Here is a 19,670-nt window from a genome sequence, read left to right as displayed (position 1 = left end):
CTAGAAAGGGGTAATGAAGTTGCACTTCATTATCCCTTTCTTTTAGCGATAAAGCACTGTGGCGATAGAGCCGAGCATGCTCGGCTACTCACTCATCTAATTGATACTTTTTAAGTGTCGCTTTATAAATACTATTAGTCTGTAGTAGTAAAAGGCCTTTATCGAACAATTCAATAACTTCCATTGCTTTTGGATGGGATTTGCTAATACCGATATGAAGAGGCCATTGTGCAATGGTCGATTGATGTACTTTAAGGTGATGAAATTCAGTGTGTTGACTCCGTAAATAGGCAAAGGCAAGCTCATCGCTTACTACGGCTTCTACTCGCTGCTTATTAAGGAGTGATAAACAAGAGGTCAAATTTGTGAGCTTTTCTAAACGAATTTGCGAAATCTGCGCGAGCGCAATTTCAGAACGAAAACCCCGAATAGCGCATACACTCAACCCCTTTAGATCTTCCAAGTGCTCAAAGTTAATCTCAGATTCTGTACGTGAAATAAGTACCAGCCGGTTACTATAATAAGCTTTGCTAAAAATAAAACGTTCATCGCGACTGTCCGAACGCCATAATGCGGGGATAATATCGACCTGCCCTTTCTCTACCATTCGCATGGCACGACTGAAAGGCGTAATAAGCATTTCAAAATCTTGATTCTCTGCCTTAAATGCCGCACGAACTAAATCTACAGTAAAACCTGAATCTTCATCAATGACATAGGGAGGCCAAACATTATGCGCCCCCACTATGGCATCATTTGCAGATGATGTGCACGACAGGGCAATAAGCAGGAGGCATGACTGTCTTAAACTTTTTATCGCCATGTCCACTCTCTCCCACTTTTACCTTCAAACTAAGTTGGCTGACAACTTTGCTATAAATGTTTGCTCCGACCCTAATTGAGTATAGCGCAACCGTTGCATCAAGAAATATACACACACTTGCTCACTGGCAACGTTTGAATATGGCATAAAATTCAACGACTTTTGTCCTTCAATACACAATTTAGTGTAAACCAATGTAAACAAACCGTGAAGTTTAATTGAATTGTCATCAATAGCGCTTAAAATACTGCGTCCGAATAAAAATTCGGATAATTCTAATACACGGGAAAATAAAAAATGATTAAAAAATCTATCCTAGCTTCAGCTATTGCATTAGCTTGCCTAAATGCACAAGCAGAGGTGATTATCTCTGAGTATGTTGAAGGTAGCAGTTATAACAAAGCCGTTGAGCTCTACAATGGTAGTGATGAAGCTGTCAATCTAACTGGTTACTCAGTCAACTTTTTCTTTAATGGCGCAACAGAAGCTCGCACGAATATAGAACTAAGTGGTGAACTTGCGGCTAAATCAACTTATGTTATTGCTCATGCTGACTCAGCAGCAGAGATCATCGCAAAAGCACAGTTAACAAACACAAGTAGCTGGTTTAATGGTGATGATGCCGTGACGCTTACGCTCAATGGTGCAGTTGTTGATAGCCTAGGTCAGGTTGGTGTCGACCCAGGTAGTGAATGGATTGATGGCGATATTAGAACAAAAGATAAAACGCTTGTCAGAGATCCTGCAATAACAACTGGCCGCACCGATGCAACTTCTGCATTTGTTGGCGCTGGACAATGGCTCGCACTCGCTAAAGACGATTTTAGCAACCTAGGTATCCACATTAATGGCGGTGACGTACCTGAGCCAGAGCCAGTTATTTGTGGCGAAAATAATACCTTGATAAGTGCCATTCAGGGCGCAGGCGATGCAAGTCCATTGGCTGGAGAAACGGTTGAAGTTCAAGCTGTTGTCACTGCAAGCCTACAATCAGATGCAGGGCTTGGCGGCTTCTTCCTTCAAGAAGAAAGCACTGACTATGATGCTGATAATAATACTTCCGAAGGTATTTTTGTCGTATATACCGCAACTCCAGTAAGCACAGGAGATGTGGTTAAATTACGTGGTAAAGTTGAAGAGAAGTATGGTCAAACTCAACTTATTAACGTCGACGCAATTGAGCTATGCGGTTCTGCAACGGCTTCAGCGACTACCGTTACTTTACCTGCAGAGAATGGTCTTGAAGCCTACGAAGGCATGTTGGTTTCGATTTCAAATGAGTTGGTCGTTAACGATACATACGGACTTGCACGCTACGGCGAAGTACGCTTAGGTACTGAACGTTTATACCAAAGCACTCAAGTAGCAACTCCTGGTGATGCAGCTAACCAGCTAGAAGCTGAGAACAAGCGCAAAGAAATTTTACTTGATGATGGTTCATCAGTACAAAACCCTGACGTTATTCCTTACCCATCACCTACACTAGATGCCTATAACACCTTACGACTGGGCGATTCTGTGACAGGCCTTGAGGGTGTAATGGGATATGGTTATAGCCAATACCGTATTCACCCAACGACAACACCAAACTTTGTTCATACTAATCTACGTACAGAAGCACCTCAGGTAGAAGTGCGTGGAGATTTACGTATTGCTAGCTTCAACGTATTAAACTACTTCAATGGTGACGGTCAAGGTGCAGGTTTCCCAACATCACGAGGAGCTGACAATCTAGAAGAGTTTGAACGCCAAAAAGCAAAAACGGTTGCTGCAATTTCGGCGCTCGATGCCGATATTATTGGTCTGCTAGAAGTAGAAAACGATGGCTTTGGTGAGTTTAGTGCGATTGCCGACCTCGTTAACGCTTTAAATGCAGCAGACTCTGCTAATACTTACGCATTTGTAAACCTAAATGTTGACCAAGTGGGTGGGGATGCAATTACATCCGGCATCATCTATCGTAGTAACAAAGTAGCTGAAGTAGGCACGCCAGCATTTACCGAAGCCGTACCATTTGATTACGGTAACCGTCCTCCTGTCGTACAAACTTTCAAAGAGGCAAACGGCGAAGAAATCTTCACTGTGGTAATGGCTCACTTACGCTCTAAAGGCAGTTGTTCAAAAGCTGAGGGCTTAGATCAAGACCAAAATGATGGTCAGGGTTGTTGGAACCAAACTCGAGTCACAGCGGTTAATACCCTTGCGACTTGGCTTGGTACAAATCCGACAGGGGTTGCAGAAGATGATGTAATAATTCTGGGTGACATGAATGCTTACGCTCAGGAAGATCCAATCAACACCTATGTCGAGAATGGTTATGCCAACATCAAGCAAACACTTCATGGCAGTAGCTTAGATTATTCATACGTGTATCAAGGGCGTATCGGTAGCCTAGATCACGCCTTTGCTTCAAACACGATGATGGAAAAAGTAAAGTCAGTGACGGATTGGCATATCAATGCGGATGAACCCGTCGCGCTAGATTACAACACTGAGTACAAATCAGATACTCACAAAGCAAGTCTTTATGCAGCACACGCTTATCGCGCATCGGATCATGACCCAGTGGTAATCGACCTTAACCTTGCTAAAGAGCCGACGATTATTGAAGGCGAGTTTACAGGCCTTGCAGGTTGGTTCTGGTGGCAACATCGCTCAATCGAGCTACCAGCGGGCTTTGATAAACTAGAAGTGTCAATCACAGGTCAAGGCGAAGCAGACCTATATGTGCGCCATAAGAAAATGCCAAACTTCTTCAAGTACGACTGTCGTCCATACCTTTGGGGTAGTGAAGAAAGCTGTGTATTTGATGAGCCTGCAGAAGGTAAATGGAATTTCCGCCTGCGCGGCCTATTCCCTTATTACAATGTAACTATCAAATATAAAGCGACAAAAGCGAATTAATTGCTGCTTTGATGTAAACCCAAGAGCCAAGGCTCTTGGGTTTTTCTTGGCATTGTAGGTCACTCCTATACGAGCATAGCCCCACCATCACTCACTATCGATGCGCCCGTTATATAACTGTCATTCATCAAAAACAAATATGCATTGGAAATTTGTGAATCACTTCCAAGACCTAGAGGAATTTTTTCCTCCAACTCTTTCAATGTTTTAAATCCTGGTGAAACGGTATTGACCCGAATAGGAGCAAGCTCAATTGCCAAAGCCTTCCCAAGTGACTCAACTGCACCGCTTATCGTACTTAATGTTGAGTACCCATTGTAAGGCCGTTTACCTAATGTTCCCGACGAAAACACAATACTCCCGCCATCGTTAATATATTGGTGAGCCAATTTAGCAAAGCTATACTGCCCCCAAAACTTAGTATCGAAAGCATGACGAACCTCTTTGAGGTCGAGTTCTAAAAATGGAGAAACAATGAGTGGAGACTTAACAGTAAAAATAAGATGATCAATTTTTCCTATTTTCTCAAGTAGGTTTTTAATCTCACTTTCAACCGTAATATCAACCGAATAACAAGTACAACTTTCAAGATATGGCTGACTTCTAATGCTAGCTTGTTTGTCAAATGCAGATCTCGAGGCTATTAATACCTCACCTCCATCTTCACTTACTCGTTTTGCCAATGCGAGACCAATACCTGTACTCCCACCAACAATTAATACCTTTTTTCCTTTCATTCCTTTTCTTCAACTCCTCTAACGTAAAAATCACAACAGAGCCAAGCCTCACCTATTTAATACTCGACTACTGCTTTACGTTATATTGGGCTTAGAACCAAAATATCAACATTAAATTAACAACCCAACACCCGTTTAATGAACGGCCATTTTTGTTGAGTATATTGCTCACGGTCATCTTTGTATTCTTGTACTAACGCCTGCTTCAACGCGCAATACTCAGCTCTTAAAACTGATGATGCTCTTAATTTTTCCCTAAAAGAAATACGCTCTTGCCAAAGTAGGCTGTTGAAAGGAACAAGGTGTAAGTGATGGGTTCTAAACTCAGGCGTTGGTTTGCAAAACCAGTGCATTACGTCAGCTTTATAGGGGTAATAACAATAACTGTGTTGAGTGAGCACTTGGATGGCTTCTTTTGACGCTATTAGCGACTTAACCCCCACCATAATATCTATCACCGGCTTAGCAACCATACCAACCACAGCTGTACTACCTACATGTTCAATATCACCTTCAATCCAAGGGCATAGCAAAGGCGCTAACCTTAGCTTTTCCACTTGAAACATTCGTGGCCAATCTTGATTATATTTAGAAAGTGAAATAGCTTGGTCTGCCATTGGAAGGAGGATCCCATAGTTGCGTCAGGTTCGGTTTGGAACAGTATACAGCTAAAGCAAAGCTTTGCTCATCACCACGACATCAACACCTTGGTAATTGACGTTTTCGAGCTGTTTATCGTCCCCTGCTTCCGATAAAGTCCACCTTCGGAGGGCTAACACTGACATCCACCATAATTTGTATTTATGTTATGGTGGGTGTCTGCTATCTGCATTTTAAGGTCTTGATTATTTGTGTATTTCTTGTAGTTGTAATGTTTGCTTTTTTTGGGTTTAATGCTTGCGATTAGAATTTGACAGGTGCTTGTAATGCCGCACCTTTATGTAGTGAGAAGTAAATATGTTTAAAACTATGGTTGTTGTTTGTTCTCTTTTTCTGTCTGGCTGCGCGCAACTGGCATATGATGCTAAAAAGCCTTTGCCTGAAGGACATGGCTTAGCTTTAGCCCGTTTTAGTACCTCTGGCGATATTGGTAATGCTCAATTCATTACCCGAAATACACAAAAAATGCTAGACAACTACAGCTTCGTTCTAAAAGACACCCGGGAAAAGTTGATTGTTCTGCCACTGCCAGTGGGGACGCACAAAATTGACCAAGTGTTATATATGCAAGGATCCAAATTAGTTGATCCCGACTTAAACTGCCTTGGCACTTTTGATATAGCAGAAAATAGCCTCACCTATATCGGGGATATCCACTTTCATGTGAATGACTACGATAACTATATTTTATTTTCATCGCATCCTTGGAGAGTGCTGGTTAAAGAGAACTTCGAGCAAGCGCTTGAGGAGATAAAAACACGGCATCCGGAAATTGATACCAAATTTACCATCAAAAGCGACGTGGTTGGCCCATTTTCATGTGAGCAAGATGAATAATACTAGGCTAACACTTACACCCACCATAATTTGCATTTATGTTATGGTGGGTGTCTGCTATTTTCTGGCCGACATAACAAACTGTTTTGAATATTTAGCCAAGGAGCTTTTTAGTGTTGGATATAGCCAAAAGAATCAAACTCATAAATGCACTTTTAGAACAAGATACTGAACAGAGCCTTACTTATGCTGCTTTAGAATGTAGACTTACATTAGAATACCTGTGCTACGAACGGTTTAAACTCTACCTCTCATACCTATCACAAAATGACTTAAAAAACTGGCAGCCCAAACACATCATTAAACAAATTTCAGATCAAATTGATGACCATGTTTCAAAAGAGTTCTCGATATCAATATCAACTGAAAAAATAAATGGTAGATCTCCAGAAACGAGAGAAGAATTTGAATCGATAGAATACACCCCTTTGGGTACTCAATCGGAACTTAAGTTTAATAGGCTACATAGCCTGTGGAATGGTGTATCTAACGTTGCTTTACATATTCCAGTGCCAAGCATATCCTCTGGAAATATTGATATTTATGGCGAAAAAGGCCGTATCAGAAAGAAAGTCGTAGACGTTATTTCATTTCTTTCTGATATTAACGGCAACCTATTGATAGGAGGCTCGTTCGGAGAAGAATATAGCTTTAATTGCTCCTCATGTAAGACCAAACTAAAACGACCTGTAAAAAGCTTGCTGGATAAAACAGTTTTAAGCTGTATAAACCCAGAGTGCAAAGAAAGCTACGTCATTCAAAAGAATAAAAATGATGGCTTTGAAGTGATTAGAAACATTATTAAGTTTTCATGCTCAGGCTGCGATGAAAACTTAGAAGTTCCTATCAGATACTTTCAAGACTTGCGCTTCAATCAAACGCTGAATATTAAGTGTGCTAAGTGCGATATGTTATCAGAGGTGATTATGAGACCTCTGATGAAAAGCACTAAAATGCGATAAGCCGATTTGTTTTCTAAATACGATAGATCAGGCGAGGCTGGTATTGTATATTACCCCGAAGCATCAAACGGGTTATAAAAAATTGCTCGAACGGTCAAAAACAGCTGGCTTTTGCTCGTTCGAGCAATTTCAGTCAGCTATTTTTTTGCCGTGTAGCAAAGCGTTATACCAATTGTATTAAGTAAATGAGCTATTTTGAAGCGGGGAAATAGCTTTAGTAGCAAGGCAAAAATTTTGCTATTTAGTTGTTCTAAATGAGAAATTTTTAACGAAGCTAATATGATATTTCACCCTTCAAATTGATTAAAGAATTAATTAAATTGGTATTATACGTAAATAATTAGGATGTAGCGGACGTGATTTTAGATTGTTCAAATTATGAATCTACCAAAAAATCTATTCTAGATATTTTTAGTACCACTGAGGACAAATTAACCTCATTTTTGCAATCTATAAATCCATTCGAAAGCATCTATAAGCCAGCTGAAGAGGTCTTATATGAAGAAGCTTGTGATGTTCTCGGGCATCCAAGAGATAATATAAGCGTTGTCTGGTTTCATGGAACTCGAACCGAAGATGCGAGCCGGTTTAATGAACTTGGCATCCTTACTAAAAGTGAGGCAAGAAAATTCATAGAGCCACGGCTCAAAGAGTTATCAGAAGGCATGGAAAGCTTTGGCTCCAATCCATTCTCAATATCTATTTCTGGAAAACAAGGGGATCATGATGAAGGTCCATTTGCATTTCTAATGCGAGATGTTGCTATTCATGCCCCCTCACCAAACCATAATTATCTAGACTCTCCTGAAATGGTAGAGGATATTGCCGGAACATTGCTTGGTGAAAACTATTCACAATTAGTGAACAGTTTTAAAGAGATAAGCGCTCCTTGCCTAGTCTCTTTCACATCTGAATCTAAAGGGTATGAAGTACCTCAAGCATTGCTTTACTTAAAGCTAGTTGAAGATGGAGAAGCGCATTTCGAAGCAGCTTCATCCGCAAATACATTTTTCGATTCAGAAAATGTTATTGTGCTTCCTAATAGGATTAAATCTGTTGAGATTATTGGCAATGTATAACAAGGCAATTAACTACGCGCCTGCGGAGCCGGACGCTCGTACCTCGCGCCTATTACGCGAGCGTTGAAGATCCGCTGTTGACGCAAGCCATACATAAGCTTTAACTCATTTCTGTCCAAATACAAGTTAGATGAGCGTCCGTTATCGCAATTGGATTTAAGATAATAAGTTGCTGTTGAACGGTCCAGTTTTGCACATATGAGACTATCGGATTTTATTAAGCCTTATACCTGAGCTTATAATCTAGCTTGTTTAACTAAACTAATGTTTTACTCATCACCACGACATCTACGCCTCGGTAATTGACGTTTTCGAGCGGTTGCCAGCCGAGTTTTCGATAGAGTCCACCTTCTGGATGCTCTGTTTGTAAATATAACGTGGTAACACCAAACATTGAGGCTAATCGCTCTGCTTCTTTGACTAAGCGTGACGCTAGTTTATTTCCACGATAGGGCTTATCCACATAAACGCCACCAATCCAGTGCTCTTTATCTGTGTAGATACTCATTTCATGAAATTTAAGCTGCACGACTCCTGCGATTGTGTCGCCATCCAGCGCGACGATTACACAAGGAATACTAGAGTCGTTAAGGTAGTCTAAAAGCTTTTGCTCAAAACGCTCTACAGAGGCCTCCTCAACAATGCTTCCCCACTCATCAAAATACCACTTGGCAATGGTTGGGATGAATGCTTTGTGATGCGCTAAAAGTTTAAATTCCATTTTAATTCCTCAAATAAACATAATACGGACAAAGGATTATCAACCACTTTTACAGTAACTGTATTTTGTTCCCTTTACAATTCCAGATAACAGGCCTTAGTTAATTGATAAATATAGATATCGTGCTTTTCACCGCCTATATCCAAAAAGGCTTTTAAACGACATTTGCGTTTCATCCCTAACTTCAGCATCAACCGCTGCGACTGTTGATTGCCAACAGCGCACATTGCCTGAATGGTATCGACAGAACACTGTTGAAAAGCCGCCTTTATCAGCGCCGCAGCAGCCTCATAGCCGTAGCCACAACCAATTTCATCCTCCGCTAATCGAAATCCAATTTCACCAACCTTTTTCTCTTCGTCGACATATTTAAAAACTAGCTCGCCAATCAGTTTTCCTTTTTGTTTGCTCACTATAGCCAAGATCAAGCGCTCGTCTTGTTCTCCCTTCCAAGGCTGGCATGCTTGAACTAGCCGCTCTTTTGCCGACTCGAACGTGGCAGGCGCACCAATATATTTTGACGTATTTGGATTTTTCCGATGGCTATAAACTGCATCAAGGTCGTCCATTGTCATACGTCTCATGGACAAACGTTCGGTTTCAAACTGCATTGGTATTTTTCCTCACTCGCAGACCACACATAATCACCAGTCTCAAAAATAAACGCCCCCTAGTAGCAAGCAGCCCTGCATTTTATTACTCTTTACAAACCGGCATAAAAACAGTGCATAAATGCCGCCAGGTTAAAAACAGTAACAGTGCACAGCCAAAAACGAGTACCGCAAGAGACTCTACACCACTCAGTAACCACTTATTAACTACCCATGCCACGCAAGAAAAAAATAGCAGCTCAACCGCCCCTACCAGCGCATTCGCTGTTCCTGCCTTTTCTGGATGTAAAACCCCAATGAGATGCATGTAACTTGGAAAATACGCGCCAAATACAAACATAATCGCAGCATAAGCGAGCAGAACAGCAAGCGCACTACCACTTGCAAATAGCAGCAATAACACGCTGACAACTAATGCAGGCCAAGTCCAAATTACAATATCTAAATAGGAGCGCTTACGTTGCAATACCTTAGTTAATATTGACCCTATGAGTAAGCCAAACATGGGGAGCATCATCGCCTGACCTATTGCTTTGGATTCCAAGCCAAACTGCCTTGCCAGTAAAAACGGCAGATACAACTGAATGGTAAGATACAAAAAAGTAGGTAACCATTTGAGCGACGCGAGGGAAATAAATGATCGGTTTAGCAATAGACTTTGATATTCATAAAAGAGCGCGTTTGGCCGTAACGACAAAGTAGTTTTACTGCTCTGCTGCATAATTCTATAGCCATACACCAAAATCAAAACATAGTATGCGAATGCAAACCATGACATCCCCTGCCACCCTACCCAGCCAGATAACACCCCAGCCAAGAATGGACTACAAATAGCAGTCACACTCACCGACATTGCCAGTGTCGCCATCGCGCTTTTAAGTTCGGCACCTGATAATCTTGCAGCAAGAAGCGTTCTGCCAATTAACACCGGCGATGCAGCACCAATGCCTTGCAACACTCGACCGATAAAAAATACCTCGGCGCTAGATGCTATTGAGCAAAAAACCGTACCTAACAGTAAAATACCCAGCCCACTAAAAAATAAAGGCCTATCGCCAAACTTATCTCGTAGCGGCCCAACCAGCAGTTGCGCAGCTCCTAGTGTAGTGAAATAGCTAATTACTGCTGCTTGTCCTTGACTAGGCGTAAGCTGTAAGGAATCCGTGATAGTAGGTAAAACAGGGATGTAGATTTGGCTTGCGATCTGAGAGCAAGACATCAGCAAAACAGCTAAAAACACCACTTGAAACACGTCAGCTCCTCTTAACTTAATAGAGGGTAATTTTACCGAGCTTTTAATATCCAAAAAACAAGGTAATAATAAAAACACTTATTCCCATCAGGAAACAATTAATGGATTGGTTAACCGGAGTACGGAGCTTTAGCAAAGTTGTAGAGTTTGGCAGTTTTACCCGGGCCGCAGATGAAGAAGGTGTTTCAGCGTCTGCAGTGAGCAAACGAATTGACTGGCTAGAACAACAACTAGGCTTAACGCTATTTATTCGCACTACTCGCCAAGTCAATCTCACTGAGGCTGGGGAGCACTTTTTGCCGAAAGCTTCAATATGGCTTGCGCAGTTTGAATGTTTAACTGATCACGGACAAACGCTGAATCAAGCGCCATCAGGTAGCTTGAAAATCGCATCAACTCTCGCGGTAGGCAGCACCATCTTGATGCCAAATATCGCCTCATTTTTAGCTAAATATCCCAAGCTAAAAATTCATCTTAATGTCATCGCCCCTGGCGCACACCCAGATCTTAATCACGATTTAGTGATCACACGCTACTATGAAGCGTTTGACTCAGCCTCTCACAAAGGCAGCCGGCTCATTGACTACCAAATGCAAATCTTTGGTGCTCCTCACTATCTCAAACAGCATAACCCTATCGAATCTCTGGATGATCTCCGCCAACATAAAATGTTGTTAAGCAGTTACTACCATAAGCTAGGTGGGATTATTCTTGAAAATGGAGACACCTTCCAATTTGACAATTACAACTTCGTCTCTGATCAGTTAGATGCAATGCTGACTGCGGCCGTGCAAGGTTTGGGGCTGGTGTTTATTTCTCCTAGCTATGTGAAAAGAGAGCTTGACCAAGGTTTGCTCACACCTGTTTTACCTGAAGTGAAATCAGAAACAAAACAATTGTGGGCGTATTATCCGAAGGCAAACTACACCCCCTATAAAACTCAACTTTTTATTGATCACCTTAAAAAGCACCTTAAAGCAACAGAGTAGAGAAGAATGACTTTCACATTTGTTCACAATTCAAGTACAAAAAATTCTCTAAAGATTTAGAGCCACATGCTAATTTAGGATATTTACTCAACTTTGTAGTACTAAACCGTGCTAACAGAGTATTTCGCTAAAAATAGAGCCACATACTATAACTTTAAAGGACTAACAATGAGTTTTAATCTCTTCACGAAAACCACACTGGCAACACTAGTCTCTGGGCTAGCTGCAATGAATGCACAAGCAAGCCAACCGCTCAGTTTAGATACCATCACCGATCCACAAATAGGTTGTGATACAAAAATTGAATTACTGATGGCAAATGCTGCCAGTGGCGTAAGTGACAATTTATTGCCCGCTGAGACTATGTTAGAAGTGCTCAATACCCATTGCCAGCAACACCAACAAACTACAAATGAAACTGAACGAACCCCACCTGAGCTAAGAGCAATCCACTTGACCTCAAACTCAGTTAATGTCAACGACGGTGACAAAACCGTAGATATTAACTTGAGATTTTACGATGAAAGCGGTGTAAAATCCGCACGTGTTTATTTATCACCACCAACAGGCTTTAGTTGGGGTGGCAATAAATCTGCAGCCGCTGCTAATTGGCAGAAAACGGACGTACCGGGGGTTTACGAAAGTACGGTTAGTTTCACTTTCACAGATACCGACGTTAATGGTAAATGGTTTTTAACCTTAGGCCACGTAACTGACGTAAATAACGCGGTTCGTTTTTGGCTTCGCGAGAGTGAAATTGAAGCTGCCGGCTTTAACCCATACATCGTCGTCTCAAATGATAAGGTCTCTGAAGGAGTTAATCCTGAGATCAAATCTATTGTGATTTCAGGCACTGAAGTTGATGTAAATACAGGCGATAAGACGGTTAACGTAACCGTAGAAGCTTACGACCAGTCGACTATGTCTAAAGGCGTAATTAGGGTTTCACCACCTAGCCAGTATAAATCACTTGCTATAAAACAGGCTGAGTCATCTGATTGGCAAGAAACAGATGTCGAGGGAATTTATCGCTCGAATTATTCTTTCACCTTTACTGATAAAGACCTACCTGGTGAGTGGTTTGTTGCCACAGCTATGCTCACTGACAGCAACGGAAATATGGGAGTTTACAACCGAGGACACTTTAATACACTAGGCTTACCTTCTGTCATCACTGTAAAAAATGAAACGGAACTAGATCTAGTACCACCCAGAATCAACCATATCGCTTTTTCATCTAATCAACTGGCATCAGCGAATGGTGAGCAAAACATAACGTTAACAGTCACAGCGTCAGATCTATCGGGGATGGCCAAAGGTTATTATGCTCTCAGAGCACCAGAAGGTTCTGACGCGGAAGATAAGCTTTTCACTATAGAGCAATGGCAACAAGGCAATAGTCAAAATGAGTTTGTTGGTACTAAAGGTTTGAGTTTCAGCAACGATGACTTGCAACAAGGTCAAGGTGTTTGGCAATTAGACGCTAGTACTCAAATAGACTCTGCGGGAATATATAGCCAAGGTGCTAAAGCGCGAGAGTTAACAACGTTAGGCGCTACGCCTTATATCTTTGTTGATGAAGAACAGATCAATAAAATTTCTGTTAGGGATATAACGGGAGCCAAGCAGGTAAAAATGGGGTCTAGCATCCCAGTTACGTTAGAAATAACTGAAAACACACTACCCAGTTTACCTAGTCAATTTCATCTTTACCTAGATTCTGAAGCCGCATTAAAGCTTGATTTCGAGTCAGTAGATAACGAATATACTACTAGCTGTGAAGCGTTAAGTAACCGTCACATATGTAGTTTTAGCAATGGCGCTGACATTAAATCAGTTCAAGTCTCGTTTAATGTAACGCCCAGCGAAGTAGGCGTATTTACGCCAACCGTCCGCTTCTCGTCAGAATTCCCTGAATTAGACTACACAGACAACAAAACCACGTTTCAAGTAACAAGCTACGAACCAAAACTGTTTAATGTCGTGTTTAAGAATTGGGACGGTGGCGTGCTTGCTACTCAAACTATTGAAGAAAGTACTTCCGCGAATGCTCCTCAAGTTCCGCCCAGAGAAGGTTTCACATTCTCTGGATGGAATGGAGATTTTAGCAAAGTGGAGCAAGACCTTATCATTACTGCACAATTTGAAATTAATATGTATCAAGTTAAGTTCGTAGATTGGAATGGTACAGTCATCAAGGCCGTGGAAATCTCTCATGGGCAAGCAGCAACACCGCCTCTAGAGCCAAAACGAAATGGCTACGCATTTACTGGGTGGGATACTACTTTTGACAACGTCACCAGTGAACTAGTTGTTAAAGCGCAGTATAAAGCGAGTTATAATCCAACGACTACCGATAAGGAAGATAAAGGTAGTTCCGGTGGTGCGTTCGGCTTTTTACTAGCGATGCTAAGCACGCTGTTGGCTTTTGTTAGACGCAGAACACCTGCATAACCTGCAAACCTCATTTCAACAGCATAGCGACGCTTCGCTATGCTGTTTACCTTCACCAGATTGCATGAGAACCCATGTCTGGCATCTCAATGGCTCCACCTGCAGCCTGTACTGTGATTATGATGCGAAATAGTAATGCGGATAGCATTGTTCATATACAACATTGTTCCTAAAACACCCACATCGATAAACTATTGTTACAAATAATCCTCCCTGTTTTGGCGCTGACTCTCCATATGTTGCTAAACTGAGCACAACAATAATAATCAAGTTTTTGGAGTAGCCATGTCATTACAAAAATGGGGAGGAGTCGCGCACTCACAGAAGCGGCAACTTATTTGTTTGGCTTTGTATTATTTTTTGGAGTATTGGACTCCAGTGGGCATAATACCCCAGCGCTTTACCTAGATTTTTTCATCCAAAATCGCGACACCTTTTTCCTCGGCTATATTGTCATTGGGATTATTTTCAGCTTCACGCTTATCGTATTGGTACAAGCCATGCAGCAGCGCTTGAGTAAAGCCTCTCCTGAGCTGATGAAATTTGCTAGCATAGTGGGTTATATATGGGCCGCAATTGTACTTGCAAGTACCATGGTTTTTTTAACCAGCATTGCAACAATTGCAAAATTTTATGAGATCGATCCAGCACTTGCCCTAACGGTTAATCGCACCATCTCGATAGTGGTAGATGCGCTTGGCGGTGGTATCGAGTTGGTCGGTGCAATATGGGTACTAGCGGTTAGCTATGTTGGCATTAAACATAACGTTTTTAGTCCACTGTTGCATTATTGGGGGTTGTTGGTCAGTATTGCAGGAATCCTTACATTGTTTTCTGGTCTTTCTTCTTTCTCAGCAAACCCATTTTTTGACGTGACCACTGCTATCTTCGGATTGGGGCAAATCCTATGGTTTATCGTATTAGGTGTGATGTTATTGAGAGATGAAACACCAGCATAGGCGCATAACCACAGCTGGATAATATCTCCAAGGGGCAATTGCAAAATTATTGCCAGAACCACGCGTTTACTCTGGTTCTGGTAATACTGGTGGAGTGCTATCCATATAAGTCAAAAAGTTAGCCCAAAGAGTATGGGTTCTAGTTTTTACTAATTCCTTACGACACTCGAGTGCCATCACGCCACGAATAGTGCCTTCTCGCCATTGGGTATATACCGCGCCGCAGTGGGCATCGAGATAGCTTTGCCACGCCAACTGCGAGGCTTTAATCGCTTCTACCAGTTGCTCATCAAAGGCATTATGCTCAAGGCTTTTTTGGTAGTAACGTTCAAGTATTTCAGTTCGCGCGTTAAGCTCGCTCATTGCACACTCGTTGATGTCTATGGTTGAGATAGGGTTTTCACACACATCTCCCCCCGCCAACGTGATTTGGCTATGTAATAAAAACAATGCAGCCGCTATTAATCTCATGATATTTCCTTTTGTATTTAACCTTTAATGAGTTTCAACATATTACCGATGGAATCGAGGTTAATTCCACCCATCAGCTCTGGATTATTCAACGCATAGAGGTAATCTTCTATCAAGGTGCAATCAATCTCGTCACGCAGTTCAACAAACCCAGCCCAATTTTCGAGGTCATCTTCGTCAATTTCACCGCTGAGATATTTTGCTAATACCACGCTTAACATCGCCTTGCTGATAGCGAGCGATACTGCACTGTTATCGCTCAATAATATATTTAACGCCTGTTCTTTGTGTGGGCCGAATGTAACAAACTCGGCCAGTGCTTGTTGCTTATTCATGATTTTTCTCCAGCTCTGCGACCAAAGCAAATAACTCACTCAGCCCCGCTTGCTGTTGCTCGACTTCTTGCGCCGCAAAGCCTAAGCGAATATGACTTAAACTACTAGCCTTACCGAGAGTAAATTCAGGCTCACATTGTACGTAAATCCCTTTTTCAAGTGCTTTTTCAGATAATCTCGAGACGTCGCGTTTGCTGTTTACCCAATACGCCATGCCGCCTTGTGGCACTTCAAAGTCAATATCTAACTTGGCTTTAAGCTCGCTTAGATGCTGCGCCATCGCCTGATGGCGTCCTTGATAGGCTTTGGTCATGCGGCGTAAATGGCGCTCAAACCCTCCCTCTTCCATCCAGTCAGCCACAGCCAACTGGGTAAGGGCATCATTTTTGTGATTAAGTAGCTGCTTACGTGCCACCAATTGCGCAAGCACATCTGCCCGCGCACTCATATAACCCACACGAGCACCGGCAAACATGATTTTTGAGAAAGTAGAAATATAAATCACAATACCACTTGGATCGCTTGCCGCCATCGGCTGTAACGGTGGGCAGAGATAATGAAACTCATGGTCGTAATCGTCTTCAATAATAAACACGCCATACTGCTGGCACAGCTGATAAATCGCCATGCGCCTCGGTACAGATAAAGTCACTGTCGTGGGGTATTGATGTAGAGGAGTTAAATACAACAGCTTCACCTTGTTTTGTTCAAGGCAGCGCGCCAAGGCTTCCACTTTAATGCCTTCTGCATCTTGTGCTAATGCAAAAACTTCAGCCCCTGCATTAGTAAAGGCGTGTCGCGCAGGCGGATAACCAAGCATTTCGATGGCAACACCATCACCTGGATTAATAAATGCATTTGCCACCAATGAGAGCGCTTCTTGGGAGCCATTACAAATCAGTAAATCATCACATACCAGTCCCCTCGCTCTGCGCAAATACGCCTGAATTTGGGATTTCAGTAACTCGCACCCCGCAATGTCTGAATAGTGAAAATGACTGACATTGGTTTTGCGGCACGCCTTTACTAAAAACCGCTTAAACTCATCATAAGGAAAAGCATGAAGATCTGGTAAGCCCCCTGCAAAACTATAGCGGTAGGCCGTACGCTTAGTGCTGCTTACTGGGGTCAGTGTTTTAGCAAATTGCGGTACGATTTGTGGTGTAGCAGGCACTCTTGTGTCTATCTGTTGGCTACTGAAAATAGGTAGTTCAGTATTGACTCGATAGCCGCTGCGCTCTTTAACCACCAGCCAGCCTTCAGCTACCAAGTTTTGTAGCGCATTCATCACCGTGTGCCGATTCATACCATGTAACTCAGCCAGCTTTCGGGCAGAAGGAAGTTTGTCACCGGGTGTGAGCTTACCTTCAGTAATGGCACTGCGCAAAACATCTGCTAAGCGTTTATGTTTAGCATCTTGAGACTGTGTTTTTGGGCTAATAGAAATCAAGTCTGGTCTAATTAAATTATTAAATCTGGTTGTTTTATATCAACCAAAATCAGCGCAATATGCAAGCATTAAAAACACAGAATGAATGGAAAATTGATGCTTTCAAAACAAACGCTAGAATCCAATCGCGTTAAGCTCACTCCGCTTGAAGCCGCGCATTTACCTGAGTTATTGGCTCGAGGCAAAAAAACTGAGATCTGGAAATGGGTATTTAATAATTATTGTCGCGATCAAAAAACCATAGAGCAATGGTTTTACGGCTCTGCGCAATTTGACGAAAGCGAACAACTTGTTGTTGCAATCATAGATAAAGACTCAGGTAAACTGGCTGGTAATAGCCGCTTGTTTAGACTTGATAAACTCAACTTAAGTGCCGAAATCGGCCATACTTTTATTGGTACTGAATTTCAACGTACGCATGTTAATACCCACGCCAAATACCTGTTGCTCAAATATGCCTTTGAAGCGATTGGACTGGTGCGTGTGCAATTTCAAACGCATGAATGTAATCATAAGTCTCGTAATGCCATCGCTCGACTCGGTGCCCATTTTGAAGGCTTGTCGTTAAAAGATAGACGCTTGCCTGACGGAAGTTACCGTAATACAGCACGATTTGCCATCACTGATGAGATGTGGCCTGAAGTGAAAGCGAGGTTGGAGGAAAAGTTATGAGCTACCCAAGAAACTACTACATTGAAAGCAATCCAAACATACTCAGCTCTGTGATCACAAAACACCCGCTGGCCACGCTGACGGTGATCCAAGAAGGCAAGATAAAGACGGTTTTTGTACCGCTAACATTAAGTGATGACCATGCTTATTTGCTCGGACACGCTACAAAAGACAACCCGATTTTTCACACAGGTGGTGTTATTCAAGCAGTTTTCCACTGTGAAGATCATTACCTCTCACCCACGGTTATCCCTGACATTAAGCTCCCCACGTGGTTGTACGCAAATGTGGTAGTTGAAGGTGAGCTCGCACTTATTGCTACTGATGATGAAAAATACGCGTCAATGCAAGCGCAGATAATGCATTTTGAGCAGTTTTCAAATAGTAATTGGCAACTTGATAGCGTGCCTGCTAATCAACGCCAATCGCTGTTTAACGCCATTAACTTTTTCAAGATTAAAATCAATACGATGCATGGCGCTTTTAAGTTAAGCCAAAACCAGTCGAGTGACATTCGCGCTAAAATCAAAACACATTTAACGCCATCCAAACCAATGTTAGCTAGTTATGTGTGTTAATTACTAAACTCATACTGCATTCATGGTTGAAGTGCTTGAATCTTACAGACCAGCAAGCAATTTCTATTTCAATGCGTTATTTCAAAAACCTAATAACAAAATTTATTTTGATGATGCAGAAGTGGCCCGGCCTAATGGCGCTGTTGGCTTTTTGCAGTGGTATAGCGAGCTTTATTTTAGTTGAACGTAAAGAGTCGTTTTCACAGATCATCGCTCTGCTTTTACTCACCAGTTGGCTGTGGCTTATTATTGATAACTGGCTTCGCGACCAAGTGGAGCAACGTTTTGGTATTGTGTTGTCACCCAACTTTATGCGCTTTGCCCTACAAATGGTGCAACAGGAAAGCCTATTCTTCGCACTGCCTTTTTTCTTGGCTGCCACGACATGGAATCATCCACAGGCCGCGTTTACCTGCTTAATTGCACTCTGCGCGTTTATCTCCGTTGTAGACCCGATATATTACAAAAAGCTAGCCCGGCACAATGTGCTGTTTATGGTATTCCACAATTTTGCCTTGTTTGTTGTGATTTCAGTTACGCTACCTATTTTGCTTCACCTGACAACCGACCAAAGTATACAAATAGCGCTAGTCACCGCCATTATTCTTACCCTACCGAGTCTTGGTAATGTCATGCCACATGCAAGGTGGTGGCGTTTTCCCTTATTGGCTCTGCTGCTAAGTGCGCTTAGCGCTGGTTTGTGGCAGTTACGTAGCTGGGTTCCCCCGGCGGCCTTACGACTCACCAACATTACGCTGGCTTATGAAGTTGATAGGCAGCAACGAAAGCCAATGAACAGTATCCAACAACTCGATACCCATTCGCTTCACGAACAAGGCTTGTATAGTTGGAGCGCGGTAAAAGCACCACGGGGACTAAACGAAAAGATCTTTCACGTGTGGGTACACAACAAGCAAGTGGTTGACCGAATCCCCTTAAATATTAGCGGTGGACGCGAGGAAGGCTATCGAGCTTGGAGCCATAAGAGCAACTTTCCCGCCGACTCAACAGGTAAGTGGGAGGTGCACGTTGTCACCAGTTCAGGACAACTGATTGGCCTAACAAAATTTACTGTATCTCCTTAGGAAATTTTTAAGGAATTACAATCAATTATCGAAATCTAGGCGCGGTGATAGTGTTATTATGATATGGTTAAGCGTCTCTTTTCTTATTCAA

19 protein-coding genes are annotated in these 19,670 nt (G+C 42.2%); 10 read left to right on the top strand and 9 right to left on the bottom strand.

The window, feature by feature from the left end:
- Nucleotides 1–88: 88 nt before the first annotated feature.
- Complete coding sequence (locus tag ABMY45_RS05440) at nucleotides 89–823, bottom strand: transporter substrate-binding domain-containing protein (RefSeq protein ID WP_349288551.1); 735 nt, start codon at nucleotides 821–823, stop codon at nucleotides 89–91.
- Nucleotides 824–1,120: 297 nt separating this feature from the next.
- On the opposite strand from ABMY45_RS05440, the gene ABMY45_RS05435 reads away from it, so the two are divergent.
- Nucleotides 1,121–3,727, top strand: coding sequence for an ExeM/NucH family extracellular endonuclease (locus ABMY45_RS05435; protein ID WP_349288550.1), 2,607 nt, complete (start codon nucleotides 1,121–1,123; stop codon nucleotides 3,725–3,727).
- 65 nt (nucleotides 3,728–3,792) lie between these two features.
- On the opposite strand, the gene ABMY45_RS05430 is transcribed toward ABMY45_RS05435, so the two are convergent.
- Nucleotides 3,793–4,464, bottom strand: coding sequence for an SDR family oxidoreductase (locus tag ABMY45_RS05430; RefSeq protein WP_102058479.1), 672 nt, complete (start codon nucleotides 4,462–4,464; stop codon nucleotides 3,793–3,795).
- Nucleotides 4,465–4,580: 116 nt separating this feature from the next.
- Complete coding sequence (locus ABMY45_RS05425; protein WP_349288549.1) at nucleotides 4,581–5,081, bottom strand: GrpB family protein; 501 nt, start codon at nucleotides 5,079–5,081, stop codon at nucleotides 4,581–4,583.
- A 340-nt stretch (nucleotides 5,082–5,421) separates the two neighbouring features.
- Between ABMY45_RS05425 and ABMY45_RS05420 the strand changes: the two genes are divergently transcribed.
- The 3 genes from ABMY45_RS05420 to ABMY45_RS05410 all read left to right on the top strand — a co-directional run bounded on the left by ABMY45_RS05420 (nucleotide 5,422) and on the right by ABMY45_RS05410 (nucleotide 8,002).
- Complete coding sequence (locus tag ABMY45_RS05420) at nucleotides 5,422–5,961, top strand: hypothetical protein (protein ID WP_349288548.1); 540 nt, start codon at nucleotides 5,422–5,424, stop codon at nucleotides 5,959–5,961.
- Between the two features lie 113 nt (nucleotides 5,962–6,074).
- Nucleotides 6,075–6,923, top strand: a complete 849-nt coding sequence (locus ABMY45_RS05415) for a hypothetical protein (protein ID WP_349288547.1) — start codon at nucleotides 6,075–6,077, stop codon at nucleotides 6,921–6,923.
- A 356-nt stretch (nucleotides 6,924–7,279) separates the two neighbouring features.
- Complete coding sequence (locus tag ABMY45_RS05410; RefSeq protein ID WP_349288546.1) at nucleotides 7,280–8,002, top strand: hypothetical protein; 723 nt, start codon at nucleotides 7,280–7,282, stop codon at nucleotides 8,000–8,002.
- Between the two features lie 256 nt (nucleotides 8,003–8,258).
- Here ABMY45_RS05410 and ABMY45_RS05405 read toward each other — a convergent pair whose 3' ends face one another.
- From ABMY45_RS05405 to ABMY45_RS05395, 3 genes are all read right to left on the bottom strand, one after another.
- Complete coding sequence (locus ABMY45_RS05405) at nucleotides 8,259–8,723, bottom strand: GNAT family N-acetyltransferase (RefSeq protein ID WP_349288545.1); 465 nt, start codon at nucleotides 8,721–8,723, stop codon at nucleotides 8,259–8,261.
- A gap of 74 nt (nucleotides 8,724–8,797) precedes the next feature.
- Nucleotides 8,798–9,334, bottom strand: coding sequence for a GNAT family protein (locus ABMY45_RS05400; RefSeq protein ID WP_349288544.1), 537 nt, complete (start codon nucleotides 9,332–9,334; stop codon nucleotides 8,798–8,800).
- An 85-nt stretch (nucleotides 9,335–9,419) separates the two neighbouring features.
- Nucleotides 9,420–10,586, bottom strand: coding sequence for an MFS transporter (locus tag ABMY45_RS05395; protein WP_227387748.1), 1,167 nt, complete (start codon nucleotides 10,584–10,586; stop codon nucleotides 9,420–9,422).
- Between the two features lie 101 nt (nucleotides 10,587–10,687).
- Here ABMY45_RS05395 and ABMY45_RS05390 point away from each other — a divergent pair, with 101 nt between their 5' ends.
- The 3 genes from ABMY45_RS05390 (at nucleotide 10,688) to ABMY45_RS05380 (ending at nucleotide 14,988) form a co-directional block, all read left to right on the top strand.
- On the top strand, nucleotides 10,688–11,575 hold the full coding sequence (locus tag ABMY45_RS05390) for a LysR family transcriptional regulator (RefSeq protein WP_174169455.1): 888 nt from the start codon (nucleotides 10,688–10,690) through the stop codon (nucleotides 11,573–11,575).
- Between the two features lie 168 nt (nucleotides 11,576–11,743).
- Nucleotides 11,744–14,029, top strand: coding sequence for an InlB B-repeat-containing protein (locus ABMY45_RS05385; RefSeq protein ID WP_227387747.1), 2,286 nt, complete (start codon nucleotides 11,744–11,746; stop codon nucleotides 14,027–14,029).
- A 299-nt stretch (nucleotides 14,030–14,328) separates the two neighbouring features.
- Nucleotides 14,329–14,988 (top strand): DUF4386 family protein, encoded by a 660-nt coding sequence (locus ABMY45_RS05380; RefSeq protein WP_349288543.1) that lies wholly within the window; start codon nucleotides 14,329–14,331, stop codon nucleotides 14,986–14,988.
- A 66-nt stretch (nucleotides 14,989–15,054) separates the two neighbouring features.
- Here ABMY45_RS05380 and ABMY45_RS05375 read toward each other — a convergent pair whose 3' ends face one another.
- From ABMY45_RS05375 to ABMY45_RS05365, 3 genes are read right to left on the bottom strand one after another with little or no spacing between them, the layout of a single operon-like run.
- Nucleotides 15,055–15,459: a lysozyme inhibitor LprI family protein gene (locus ABMY45_RS05375; protein ID WP_227387745.1), complete on the bottom strand. Its 405-nt coding sequence runs from the start codon at nucleotides 15,457–15,459 to the stop codon at nucleotides 15,055–15,057.
- A 17-nt stretch (nucleotides 15,460–15,476) separates the two neighbouring features.
- Nucleotides 15,477–15,794: a hypothetical protein gene (locus tag ABMY45_RS05370; protein WP_206473105.1), complete on the bottom strand. Its 318-nt coding sequence runs from the start codon at nucleotides 15,792–15,794 to the stop codon at nucleotides 15,477–15,479.
- Nucleotides 15,787–17,244: a PLP-dependent aminotransferase family protein gene (locus ABMY45_RS05365; RefSeq protein ID WP_174169460.1), complete on the bottom strand. Its 1,458-nt coding sequence runs from the start codon at nucleotides 17,242–17,244 to the stop codon at nucleotides 15,787–15,789. Before ABMY45_RS05365 ends, ABMY45_RS05370 begins: the two co-directional genes overlap by 8 nt.
- Before the next feature lie 96 nt (nucleotides 17,245–17,340).
- Between ABMY45_RS05365 and ABMY45_RS05360 the strand changes: the two genes are divergently transcribed.
- From ABMY45_RS05360 to ABMY45_RS05350, 3 genes are all read left to right on the top strand, one after another.
- Complete coding sequence (locus tag ABMY45_RS05360; protein ID WP_010603638.1) at nucleotides 17,341–17,916, top strand: GNAT family protein; 576 nt, start codon at nucleotides 17,341–17,343, stop codon at nucleotides 17,914–17,916.
- Nucleotides 17,913–18,494, top strand: a complete 582-nt coding sequence (locus ABMY45_RS05355; RefSeq protein WP_174169461.1) for an FMN-binding negative transcriptional regulator — start codon at nucleotides 17,913–17,915, stop codon at nucleotides 18,492–18,494. The genes ABMY45_RS05360 and ABMY45_RS05355 overlap by 4 nt, the downstream gene beginning before the upstream one ends.
- Before the next feature lie 71 nt (nucleotides 18,495–18,565).
- A complete protein-coding gene (locus ABMY45_RS05350) occupies nucleotides 18,566–19,579 on the top strand; it encodes a DUF5924 family protein (RefSeq protein WP_349288568.1) in 1,014 nt (337 codons plus the stop codon).
- Nucleotides 19,580–19,670 lie beyond the last annotated feature (91 nt).

This window comes from Pseudoalteromonas sp. XMcav11-Q (assembly GCF_040104525.1).
GTDB lineage: Bacteria > Pseudomonadota > Gammaproteobacteria > Enterobacterales > Alteromonadaceae > Pseudoalteromonas.
This window is presented reverse-complemented; position numbering and strand designations above follow the sequence as displayed.

Bases quoted from the DNA above. Each gene is read 5' to 3' on its own strand.
- ABMY45_RS05430 (WP_102058479.1), bottom strand. From the start codon at position 4,464: ATGAAAGGAAAAAAGGTATTAATTGTTGGTGGGAGTACAGGTATTGGT.
- ABMY45_RS05400 (WP_349288544.1), bottom strand. From the start codon at position 9,334: ATGCAGTTTGAAACCGAACGTTTGTCCATGAGACGTATGACAATGGAC.
- ABMY45_RS05440 (WP_349288551.1), bottom strand. From the start codon at position 823: ATGGCGATAAAAAGTTTAAGACAGTCATGCCTCCTGCTTATTGCCCTG.
- ABMY45_RS05370 (WP_206473105.1), bottom strand. From the start codon at position 15,794: ATGAATAAGCAACAAGCACTGGCCGAGTTTGTTACATTCGGCCCACAC.
- ABMY45_RS05420 (WP_349288548.1), top strand. From the start codon at position 5,422: ATGTTTAAAACTATGGTTGTTGTTTGTTCTCTTTTTCTGTCTGGCTGC.
- ABMY45_RS05380 (WP_349288543.1), top strand. From the start codon at position 14,329: ATGGGGAGGAGTCGCGCACTCACAGAAGCGGCAACTTATTTGTTTGGC.
- ABMY45_RS05405 (WP_349288545.1), bottom strand. From the start codon at position 8,723: ATGGAATTTAAACTTTTAGCGCATCACAAAGCATTCATCCCAACCATT.
- ABMY45_RS05350 (WP_349288568.1), top strand. From the start codon at position 18,566: ATGCGTTATTTCAAAAACCTAATAACAAAATTTATTTTGATGATGCAG.
- ABMY45_RS05385 (WP_227387747.1), top strand. From the start codon at position 11,744: ATGAGTTTTAATCTCTTCACGAAAACCACACTGGCAACACTAGTCTCT.
- ABMY45_RS05425 (WP_349288549.1), bottom strand. From the start codon at position 5,081: ATGGCAGACCAAGCTATTTCACTTTCTAAATATAATCAAGATTGGCCA.
- ABMY45_RS05435 (WP_349288550.1), top strand. From the start codon at position 1,121: ATGATTAAAAAATCTATCCTAGCTTCAGCTATTGCATTAGCTTGCCTA.
- ABMY45_RS05355 (WP_174169461.1), top strand. From the start codon at position 17,913: ATGAGCTACCCAAGAAACTACTACATTGAAAGCAATCCAAACATACTC.
- ABMY45_RS05390 (WP_174169455.1), top strand. From the start codon at position 10,688: ATGGATTGGTTAACCGGAGTACGGAGCTTTAGCAAAGTTGTAGAGTTT.
- ABMY45_RS05360 (WP_010603638.1), top strand. From the start codon at position 17,341: ATGCTTTCAAAACAAACGCTAGAATCCAATCGCGTTAAGCTCACTCCG.
- ABMY45_RS05375 (WP_227387745.1), bottom strand. From the start codon at position 15,459: ATGAGATTAATAGCGGCTGCATTGTTTTTATTACATAGCCAAATCACG.